The sequence below is a fragment of the Pantoea sp. Taur genome, assembly GCF_009830025.1.
Taxonomy (GTDB): Bacteria; Pseudomonadota; Gammaproteobacteria; order Enterobacterales; family Enterobacteriaceae; genus Pantoea; species Pantoea communis.
Genome location: NZ_SZZZ01000022.1, coordinates 70413 through 80523, shown reverse-complemented (window position 1 = coordinate 80523; position 10111 = coordinate 70413). Strand labels below are relative to the sequence as shown.

The window sequence follows — 10111 nt, the reverse complement described above, 5'->3', positions numbered from 1 at the left end:
CGAAGAGATCAGCGCTGGGTGGCGTGATGAGAAAGCTGGTGCATATCTGCTTCGGTGTGCTGATGAAACAGCAGAGATATGACGAGAATTACGCAGTAGCGGCTTGACGTGCAAGACGGTAGCTGCGGGCTATCCTGGCATCCTCACTCTGTTCAGCGCTGCGAAATGCCAACCCCCAAGCGGCCCCAGCCTGCTACTAAACTCCATTACGTGCTGTTGAAAAGAGGCCCCTCTCCAGTCCATCGAGGCTTTTCGATGCAACGACAAATACGACTCGCGGCGTTCAGCATTTTGCTAAAAAGGGCACAAATGTTGATGGCCTTAGCCCCTCTGCTGCTGCAAGGGCTATCCGCAGCGCTGAGGCTTTTACGTTGGGCCAGGAGATCCACGCAGGGATGCGTGGATCAGTTCGGGGCCGACCAGGGATGGTCGATCCCCGAACGATCCGTAGGCACGACGTGGAAGCCGAGGGCACCGCGTTAGCGGCGCGAGGACTGCCCGGCAGCAGCAGAGGGGCTAAGGCCCACACCAACCCCCCAGGCCCTTAGCCCTTAGCCTTTAGCCCTTAACCACGTCATCACCTCACAACGGCTCGGTCTGCGCCTCCACTACCGCTAACGCCACCATATTCACAATGCGCCGAACCGATGCAATCCGCGTCAATACATGCACCGGTTTGCTAATTCCCATCAACACCGGCCCCACCGTCACCCCTTCCGAGCACGACACGCGCAACAGGTTATAACTAATACGCGCCGCTTCCACGTTCGGCATAATCAGCAAATTAGCCGTGCCTTTCAGCGGACTGTCGGGCATCAGTTCACGGCGGATACTCTCCACCAACGCCGCATCGCCGTGCATCTCACCGTCGATCTCCAGTTCCGGCGCACGGCTTTGAATCAGCGCCAACGCCTCGCGCATTTTACGCGCCCCCGGCGCATTAGACGTGCCAAAGCTGGAGTGAGACAGCAGCGCCACGCGCGGTTCAATACCAAAGCGACGCACCGTTTCGGCCGCCAGCAGCGTGATATCCGCCAGCTGTTCCGCGCTGGGATCTTCATTCACGTAAGTATCGGCAATAAAAGTATTCCCGCTCGGCAGCAGCAGCGCGTTCATTGCCCCAGCGACCTTCACGTCGTCGCGGAAACCAAACACCTTCTCCACCACAGCGTAATGCTCGCGGTAATCGCCAATGGTGCCGCAAATCAACGCATCGGCTTCGCCACGATGCACCATGATCGCACCGATCAAGGTTGGATTACCGATCACCGCACGCTGGGCGGTTTCCGGCGTCACACCGCGCCGTTTCATGATCTGGTAATACTCGTTCCAGTATTCTTTAAAGCGCGGGTCGGACTCGTTGTTGACGATCTCAAAATCTTTACCCGCTTCAATTTTTAATCCTTGCTTCTGAATACGCATCGCAATCACGTTTGGACGACCAATCAGAATCGGCTTCGCCAGCCCCAGTGATACCAGCTCCTGCGTCGCATGCAGCACGCGCACCTCCTCCCCTTCGGCCATCACCACGCGTTTCGGATCTTTGCGTGCCTGCGAGAAAATCGGCTTCATAAACAGGTTGGTTTTATACACAAATTCGGTGAGCTGCTCGCGATAGGCATCAAAGTCAGCGATGGGCCGCGTCGCCACGCCGGACTCCATCGCCGCTTTCGCCACAGCAGGCGCGATCTGCACAATCAAACGCGGATCAAACGGTTTCGGGATCAGATATTCCGGTCCAAAACTCAGATCCTGATCATCATAGGCGGAGGCCACCACATCGCTCTGCTCGGCCTGCGCTAAGGCCGCAATCGCATGCACCGCAGCCAGTTTCATCTCTTCGTTAATTGCCGTGGCACCCACATCCAGCGCCCCGCGGAAAATAAACGGGAAACACAGCACGTTGTTCACCTGATTGGGGAAATCTGAACGTCCGGTACAGATAATCGCATCCGGCCGTACCTCTTTGGCCAGCGGCGGCATGATCTCCGGTTCGGGATTGGCGAGCGCCAGAATGAGTGGATTGGGTGCCATTTTCTTCACCATCTCTGGCGTCATCGCTTTCGGACCCGAGCAGCCGAGGAAGATGTCCGCACCGGCAATCACCTCATCCAGCGTACGCGCGCCTTTATCTTCTATGGCGTACTCGGCTTTGGTCGGCGTCATATTGGGTTCACGATCGCGGTAAATCACCCCTTTGGAATCACACACCACAATGTTGTGCTTCTGCATGCCGAGCGCCACCAGCAAATTCAGGCAGGCAATGGCTGATGCGCCCGCCCCAGACACCACCAGCCGCACATCTGAGATGGCCTTTTTCACGATGGTCAAACCATTGAGCACCGCCGCAGTACAGATGATTGCCGTCCCATGCTGATCATCGTGAAACACCGGAATCTTCATGCGATCACGCAATTTCTGCTCAATGTAAAAGCACTCTGGCGCTTTGATATCTTCGAGGTTGATGCCGCCAAAGGTCGGCTCCAGCGCGGCGATCACCTCAATCAACTTATCCGGGTCCAGCTCATCCACTTCGATATCGAACACATCAATGCCGGCGAATTTCTTGAACAATACTCCTTTGCCTTCCATCACCGGCTTACCGGCCAGCGCACCGATATTGCCGAGACCGAGCACTGCCGTGCCGTTCGAAATCACCGCCACCAGATTGCCGCGTGCGGTGTATTTGTGCGCCGCCAGCGGATCGGCAGCAATCTCGAGGCAAGGTGCCGCCACACCCGGCGAATAGGCCAGAGCTAAATCACGCTGCGTCGCCAGCGGTTTGGTGGGGGAAACCTGAATTTTTCCGGGAGTGGGATATTGGTGGAAATCGAGCGCACTTTGCTTGAGTTGATCGTCCATTTGGCATCCTTTGGCACGGCTGAAAAACCACCAGTATAGGAATCTGCGGCACAAAAGAGGGTGAAGGCGCTCAAAGAACGAGGGCACAGATTGCCACGGCTTCGCCTGCGGCTTTGGCGCAGCCTGCTATTCTTAATGTTGGCAAAACACGTAGCTGAACCGATCAGGCACCCCCTTCCGTGACAGATGCCCTTCAGCGCCACAATCAGAGAAAACGCATTTTCTTCGTGCAACGTCTGTAGCACTGTGTTGAGCCACGACTCAACAGGAAAGGGCACGACTCGTTTGCCCACATTATTGCTAATCAAGGAGTTAAGCGATGAACCAGCTAGATGCATTGAAACAGTTCACCACCGTGGTGGCGGACAGCGGCGACATCGAATCCATTCGCCATTACCACCCGGAAGACGCGACCACAAACCCTTCGTTGATCCTGAAAGCTGCCGGTCTCGATGCTTATAAACATCTGATTGATGACGCTATCGACTATGCGAAAAAACAGGGCGGCAGCAAAGAGACGCAAATCATCAACGCCAGTGACAAAGTGGCGATCAACCTCGGTATGGAAATTCTGAAAAGCGTACCGGGCCGTGTTTCGACCGAAGTAGATGCGCGCCTCTCCTTCGATCGTGGCATGTGTGTCACCAAAGCGGAGAAACTGGTACGGATGTATGAAGAGAACGGTATTGATCGTTCGCGCATCCTGATCAAACTGGCCTCAACCTGGGAAGGGATCAAAGCCGCTGAAGAACTGGAGAAAAACGGTATCCAGTGTAACCTGACGCTGCTGTTCTCCTTTGCGCAGGCGCGTGCCTGTGCTGAAGCGGGCGTGTTCCTGATCTCCCCGTTCGTCGGCCGTATCTATGACTGGTACAACTCACGCAAACCGCTCGACCCGTACGTGGTGGATGAAGATCCTGGCGTGAAATCCGTGCGTCGTATCTACGATTACTACAAAAAGCATCGTTACAGCACCGTGATCATGGGTGCCAGCTTCCGTAAAGTGGAACAGATTCAGGCGCTGGCCGGTTGTGACCGCCTGACCATCTCCCCTAACCTGCTGGAAGAGCTGGCGAACAGCGATGCACCGCTGGAACGCAAGCTGGAGCCATCAACTGAAGGCTTCCACCAGCCTGCTTCGCTCTCCGAAGCGGAGTTCCGCTGGGAACATAACCAGGATCCGATGGCCGTGGAAAAACTGTCTGACGGCATCCGTCAATTCGCCATCGACCAGCAGAAGCTGGAAGATGTGCTGGCATCACGCCTGTAAATCACCACGCTTCTCACGCCGGACGGGTGTCTGCCCGTCCGCTATTGCCCAATCACAAGGGAGTACCCTATGTCTTCACGCAGAGAGTTGGCTAACGCGATTCGTGCTTTGAGTATGGATGCGGTACAGAAAGCAAATTCCGGTCACCCCGGTATGCCGATGGGAATGGCTGATATCGCCGAAGTGCTATGGCGCGACGTTCTCAAACACAATCCCAACAATCCGGCGTGGGCTGACCGCGACCGCTTTATCCTCTCCAATGGCCACGGTTCGATGCTGCAATACAGCCTGCTGCACCTCACCGGTTACGATCTGCCGATGGAAGAGCTGAAAAACTTCCGCCAGCTGCATTCCAAAACCCCTGGCCATCCGGAAATTGGCTATACGCCAGGCGTGGAAACCACCACCGGTCCGTTGGGACAGGGTTTGGCCAATGCGGTGGGCATGGCCATTGCCGAGCGCACCCTGGCGGCGCAGTTTAACCGTCCCGGCCACGACATCGTCGATCACTACACCTATGTGTTTATGGGCGATGGCTGTTTGATGGAAGGTATTTCACATGAAGTCAGCTCGCTGGCCGGCACCCTCGGCCTCGGCAAACTGATTGGTTTCTACGATCATAACGGCATCTCGATTGATGGTGAAACCGAAGGCTGGTTCACCGATGACACGCACAAACGCTTCGAAGCCTACAACTGGCATGTCGTCGGCAGTGCAGAAGGCATTGATGGGCACGATCCGGAAGCTATCGCAGCCGCCATCAAAGAAGCGCAGAGTGTCACCGATAAGCCTTCGCTGATTATCTGCCGCACGATCATTGGATTTGGGTCGCCGAATAAAGCCGGTAAAGAAGAGTCACACGGCTCGGCACTGGGCGAGCAGGAAGTGGCCTTAACCCGTCAAAAACTCGGCTGGCACTATCCACCGTTTGAAATCCCGAAAGAAATTTATCAACAGTGGGATGCCAAAGAAGCCGGCAGTCAGCGAGAGAAAGCCTGGGATGAGAAGTTTGCTGCCTATAAAGCGGCGCATCCAGATCTCGCCGCTGAGTTTAGCCGCCGTCTGGACGGGGGGATGCCGGCGCAATGGAGTGAGGCGACTCAGGCGTTTGTTGATGAGTTGCAGGCCAATCCGCAAAAAATCGCCAGCCGTAAAGCTTCGCAAAATACGCTGGAAGTGTACGGCAAGCTGCTGCCCGAATTGCTGGGCGGTTCTGCTGACCTTGCGCCGAGTAACCTCACTATCTGGTCCGGTTCGAAATCGATCAAAGAAGATATCGCCGGTAACTACATTCACTACGGCGTGCGTGAATTTGGTATGACGGCGATTGGCAACGGTATTGCCCAACACGGCGGCTTCATTCCGTACACCGCCACCTTCCTGATGTTTGTTGAGTACGCGCGTAACGCGGTGCGTATGGCGGCGTTGATGAAGGCGCGTCAGGTGCTGGTGTATACCCATGACTCGATTGGTCTGGGCGAAGATGGCCCAACCCACCAGCCGGTGGAACAGCTCGCCAGCCTGCGCGTGACGCCAAATATGAGCGTCTGGCGTCCGTGCGATCAGGTGGAAACCGCCGTGGCGTGGAAAGCCGCCGTTGAGCGCCACCATGGCCCGACCGCGCTGATTCTGTCGCGTCAAAATCTGCTGCAGCCAGAGCGCAGCAAAGCACAGGTGGCCGATATCGCCAAAGGCGGCTATGTGTTGCAGGATTGCGCGGGCACACCAGAAGCGATCATCATCGCCACCGGATCTGAGATTGAAATCGCGCTGGGCGCGGCGGATAAACTCGGTGCCAGCGGGCACAAGGTGCGCGTGGTGTCTCTGCCCTGCACCGACGTGTTCGACAAGCAGGATGCAGCCTACCGCGAATCGGTGCTGCCCTCCGGCGTAAAAGCGCGCGTGGCGGTAGAAGCAGGTATCGCCGATTACTGGTTCAAGTATGTCGGCCTGGATGGCGCGATTGTCGGCATGACCACCTTCGGTGAGTCTGCACCGGCAGGCAAGCTGTTCCCGGAATTTGGCTTTACGGTGGAAAATATCGTGAGCCATACCGAAGCATTACTCAAGCCGCACTAATCGATCCGGCCCTGCGTCTTTTGACGTAAGGGCCGTTTTTTGATCACAGCCTGATACAGAAAAAAATCCTCCCTTCCCTCTTCACGCCTCGCACAAACTGATTACTATAAGCTTTCCTCCGAATCCTGTTGCGGACGCTTTCCCGTTGAAAAAACGTACTCCTTTTTTACTGGCCTTAATGGTTTCAGTGCTTCCATTAAAAAGCATGGCGCAGACGGTAGCCGATCCGCTGCTGGCCTCGCAGATCGTTGATCGTTATGCCGAGCATATCTTCTATGGCAGCGGCGCAACCGGCATGGCGCTGGTGGCGATTGATGGCAATCAGCGCGTATTTGCCAGCTTTGGCGATACCAGCCCTGGCAATAACGTGCGCCCTCAGCTCGATTCCGTGATTCGTATCGCCTCGCTGAGCAAATTGATGACCAGCGAAGTGATGGTCAAAATGGCGGAACGCGGACAGATTCGCCTTGATGACCCGCTGAGCAAGTATGCTCCGGCTGGCGCACGCGTCCCGAATTACAACGGTCAGCCGATTCGCCTGATCAACCTCGCGACTCATACCGGCAGCCTGCCGCGTGAGCAGCCGGGCGGCAAACCGCATCGTCCCGTGTTTGTCTGGCCAACCAAAGCCGATCGCTGGCAGTGGCTGCAGGGTGCACAACTGAAAGCCACGCCAGGAACACAAGCCTCCTATTCCAACCTCGGCTTTGACCTGCTGAGTGATGCGCTGTCGAAAGCGGCAGGCACGCCTTATCCCGCCCTGTTGCAACAGCTGGTGACGCGTCCGCTGGGAATGAAAGACACCACCTTTACGCCATCCCCCGATCAGTGCCAGCGCCTGATGATCCCTGAGAAAGGGGCCAGCCCGTGCAATAACACCCTGGCGGCAATTGGCAGCGGTGGCGTGTATTCAACGCCGGATGATATGGGCCGCTGGATGCAGCAATTCCTCAACTCGGCGGTTAATCACCGCACGCCGCAGGTTGATCGTCTGCAAACGCTGATCTATCGCCGTGACCAGTTGACCAAAGTGGAAGGTATGGATGTGCCTGGCCGTGCTGATGCCTTAGGCATGGGCTGGGTGTATATGGGGCCAAAAGAGGGACGTCCAGGGATTATCGAAAAAACCGGCGGCGGCGGCGGCTTTATTACTTACATGGCGATGGTGCCACAGAATAACGTCGGAGTATTTGTGGTGGTGACGCGTTCACCGCTGTCACGCTTCACACCGATGAGCGATGGCGTGAATAATCTTTTGGCGGAGTTGGTGGGCAATCAAAATGGCTCACCGATGATGATCAATGCCATACCTTCCCCCTAGATAATTCGTGACGCAGAAAGACGGCAATTGAATGAATCCCCAGGAGCTTACATCAGTAAGTGACTGGGGTGAATGAAAACAGCCAACGCATCTGCAGTGCGAATTATGACGGGGGCTGGCTGACCCACAGCGTGGGCCATTTATCACTGCTATGCCATGCGTCACAGGTTTTCTCTTCAGCATACTCTGCCAGCACAAAGTCATTTCCGTCGAACTGCCAACGCGTGGCGACACCACAATCTCCCAGACCGCGGCCTTTACTGAAGGTGTAAAGCAAACCGCTGCTGGCATCGAATTCAGCGTTCACCAACTCCATCTGATTGTCACTGCGTCCGGGTGGCGTGAATGGCAAGGTCAACGTCAGCCCGCGAGCAACGTAAGGCTGGCTACGCGTCACCTCAAAGGCCAAATCAATCACGTTATAGGCACCGGCTTCACAACTGATCAAAAGCAGCGCTTTGGTGTCGGTGAGCGGCGCTACACTCACTTCACGTCTCAGCGGATCGAGCGAACAGTTGTCGGTGTTAACCCGCCAGGTACCGTAATCAATTAACCCGCTGGTTTCTTCCTGAGTTAACGGCGCTGGCTGCGGTAAGCGAGCGGGCAGTTGCGGTACCTGCGGCACAGGGAGAACGTCCGATGGCGCGCGATCGCCCCGCTTCACCCAGGCGCTGGCGCCATTTACCCGCCCCTGAACGTCATCCATCAACAATAGCGCGGCTTTCATGCCGCTGAGTGGGATAGTGGCTTTAGCCTGATAGGTCAGCTGCAGAGTATGGGCATCCAGCGTTTGCGCCAGAAATTCGTCGATGGCGATGGCATTACTGGTGGCGAGATGGTGTGGCTCCACGCTCCAGTGTTTGAGGTCTGGCGTCAGGCGACGTTGATCCAGCAGCAAATTTTCCTTCAGCGGTCCGCCGGGCAGCTCTCCGCTGTATGCGCTGCCGTAATCAATACGCAGCAGCGGGCGATCGTTAACGCCAGCGCCACGTGATAGGGTCATCACTAATCCGTTGTCCCCCGGAAAGCTGCGTGCCACGCAAAAAGCCGCGTTGTTACAGGTGAGCTGCCAGTCAGAAAATGACTTTTGCAATGGCTCAGCCTGAACGCACGCGACAAACACAAAGGGCAATAAAAGCAGCGACTTCATCCAATAAGACATCAAAAAAAAAGGTCCCCAAATTCCCTGATAAGAAATCATAGCGTAACGACAACGTGGTCAGCAGGCCGAAACTGTGAGCTGGCCCTAAAAGCGGTACCAACTGCTGAAAAAGCCGTCGCCTGAGGGCGATCTGAGGCTGAAGAAGCAAGGTTCCATCATCCGTTTCGACTGATTTCCGCTCAATCGGATTCGTCGGACTATGGAGTCATGTTTGTCTGAAAGCGTTTATCTGGGTAACACCTCCGTCCGCTCGACGTCATGCCGTCAAAGGCGGGTTTGGATAAAAAACAATTTTGCGCACATCACAAATCGGTCAAATACACACAAACGGTCATACTCGGTCATGATAAGGTGTTTTCATACGGTAATAATTGTTTGCTACCGATCCCCCGATTTAGCGCTAACACGCGTGTTTATGTGAATCAGATCTCTATTACATGAAAAATAGACATCTCATTTACATAAAAATTTAACCCATATCACTCTAACGTCGCCGGGCATTTTGACCACTGCGGACTCGTGCGCAGTCCACATTTTCCCGCTGCGGTATCCAGTACTTTATAGCCATCGGAGGGAAGTCATGTTGCCGATTGAAAGACAGCAGCGAATTATTGACGAACTAAATTTAAATGGTCGGGTTATTGTCGCTGAATTAGTCACGCTGTGTCAGGTTTCGCAAGAAACTATTCGTCGTGATTTAACTCAGCTGGAGAAACGTGGGCTGTTGCAACGTAGCCACGGCGGTGCAGTACCAGCAAAACGACAAGCCGCTAACATTCAGGGGAATACGAGGGGTGTTAACGAGTATGAATTATCTTTCCGCCAGCGCATGAATGAACATGTAGATGCAAAGATGGCAATAGCCAAACGTGCACTCGATTTCATCAGCCCCGGCGATTGTATATTACTCGACAGTAGCACCACTTGCTGGTATTTGGCGCGACAGCTACCGGATATTGAATTAACGGTATTAACCAACTCTATCAGAATTGTGCAAACCCTTGCGGCGCGCGGCAGTATCCGCACCATCTGTCTGGGGGGAGAATATTCTGACCGTTATGAAGATTTCCACGGTGTTGTCGCTGAGCAGCCTTTACGGGAATTTCAGATCAATAAGATCTTTTTTTCCTGTAGCAGTTTAGGCAATGACGGTTATTTACGTGAAGGTAACGAAAACAACGCACATTTAAAACAACAGATGTTACTGGCAGCAGAAAGAAAACATCTGCTGCTGGATGCCAGTAAATTCCTGCGGCCCTCATTCGCGCGTATTTGTCATTATCGCGATGTGGACTTTCTCATCACTGACCAATTAAAAGACAAAGAGCTGGAACAAGAATTAGCCTGGAACGGCGTCAATATTATTGATTGCTCACAGCGCAACAATTCAATGCAGCTTATAAAAAATTAATCCGGA

At 54.6% G+C, this 10111-nt stretch carries 6 protein-coding genes; 4 read left to right on the top strand and 2 right to left on the bottom strand.

The genetic code is table 11. From position 1 onward, the window contains the following. Positions 1 to 582: 582 nt before the first annotated feature. Positions 583 to 2862 (bottom strand): NADP-dependent oxaloacetate-decarboxylating malate dehydrogenase, encoded by a 2280-nt coding sequence (gene maeB / locus FD744_RS21935; RefSeq protein WP_160869389.1) that lies wholly within the window; start codon positions 2860 to 2862, stop codon positions 583 to 585. A 319-nt stretch (positions 2863 to 3181) separates the two neighbouring features. On the opposite strand from maeB, the gene tal reads away from it, so the two are divergent. The 3 genes from tal to ampH all read left to right on the top strand — a co-directional run bounded on the left by tal (position 3182) and on the right by ampH (position 7532). Then, entirely contained in the window at positions 3182 to 4132 is a 951-nt protein-coding gene (gene tal, locus FD744_RS21930) for a transaldolase (protein WP_058959082.1), read from the top strand. A 69-nt stretch (positions 4133 to 4201) separates the two neighbouring features. Then, positions 4202 to 6211 carry a transketolase gene (tkt, locus tag FD744_RS21925; RefSeq protein ID WP_160869387.1) on the top strand — a complete coding sequence of 670 codons (2010 nt, stop codon included), beginning with the start codon at positions 4202 to 4204 and terminating at the stop codon, positions 6209 to 6211. A 145-nt stretch (positions 6212 to 6356) separates the two neighbouring features. Next, positions 6357 to 7532, top strand: coding sequence for a D-alanyl-D-alanine-carboxypeptidase/endopeptidase AmpH (gene ampH, locus FD744_RS21920; protein ID WP_034825840.1), 1176 nt, complete (start codon positions 6357 to 6359; stop codon positions 7530 to 7532). A gap of 103 nt (positions 7533 to 7635) precedes the next feature. Here ampH and FD744_RS21915 read toward each other — a convergent pair whose 3' ends face one another. Then, positions 7636 to 8694, bottom strand: a complete 1059-nt coding sequence (locus FD744_RS21915; protein ID WP_058959085.1) for a DUF1176 domain-containing protein — start codon at positions 8692 to 8694, stop codon at positions 7636 to 7638. 580 nt (positions 8695 to 9274) lie between these two features. Here FD744_RS21915 and FD744_RS21910 point away from each other — a divergent pair. Next, entirely contained in the window at positions 9275 to 10105 is an 831-nt protein-coding gene (locus tag FD744_RS21910) for a DeoR/GlpR family DNA-binding transcription regulator (RefSeq protein ID WP_034825836.1), read from the top strand. Positions 10106 to 10111 lie beyond the last annotated feature (6 nt).

Coding starts and splice junctions, on each gene's coding strand:
- maeB (WP_160869389.1), bottom strand. CDS start 2,862: ATGGACGATCAACTCAAGCAAAGTGCGCTCGATTTCCACCAATATCCC.
- tal (WP_058959082.1), top strand. CDS start 3,182: ATGAACCAGCTAGATGCATTGAAACAGTTCACCACCGTGGTGGCGGAC.
- tkt (WP_160869387.1), top strand. CDS start 4,202: ATGTCTTCACGCAGAGAGTTGGCTAACGCGATTCGTGCTTTGAGTATG.
- FD744_RS21915 (WP_058959085.1), bottom strand. CDS start 8,694: ATGTCTTATTGGATGAAGTCGCTGCTTTTATTGCCCTTTGTGTTTGTC.
- FD744_RS21910 (WP_034825836.1), top strand. CDS start 9,275: ATGTTGCCGATTGAAAGACAGCAGCGAATTATTGACGAACTAAATTTA.